At 65.2% G+C, this 204-nt stretch carries 1 protein-coding gene; it reads right to left on the bottom strand.

What is annotated here, in order from left to right; translation table 11 throughout:
* Window positions 1–13: 13 nt before the first annotated feature.
* A partial coding sequence (locus G6R25_RS25805; protein ID WP_205447497.1) for a hypothetical protein occupies window positions 14–204 on the bottom strand: 191 nt, incomplete at its 5' end.

The raw sequence follows: 204 nt of genomic DNA, 5'->3' as shown, positions 1-204 counted from the left end.
AATACCAGGAACTTTAGGTTCGGGTCGGGATTGTGACCATGGTGGGCGGCGGTCCTGCGAGGTGCTTGTCGATCGGTTTCTTGGCGGGGAATGGGGTGCGTTTGGTGCGTCGGACGACGCGGGGGTGGGATCGGTGGCGTTTCGGTAGGACGTGTTCGGCGATCTCAGCGGTCACCGCGGCCAGGATCCGGGCCGTGCGGCGGA

Source organism: Candidatus Frankia alpina (assembly GCF_902806485.1).
Taxonomy (GTDB): Bacteria; Actinomycetota; Actinomycetes; order Frankiales; family Frankiaceae; genus Frankia; species Frankia alpina.
The sequence above is the reverse complement of the archived record's forward strand: the minus strand, read 5'-3'. Positions and strand labels throughout refer to the sequence as shown.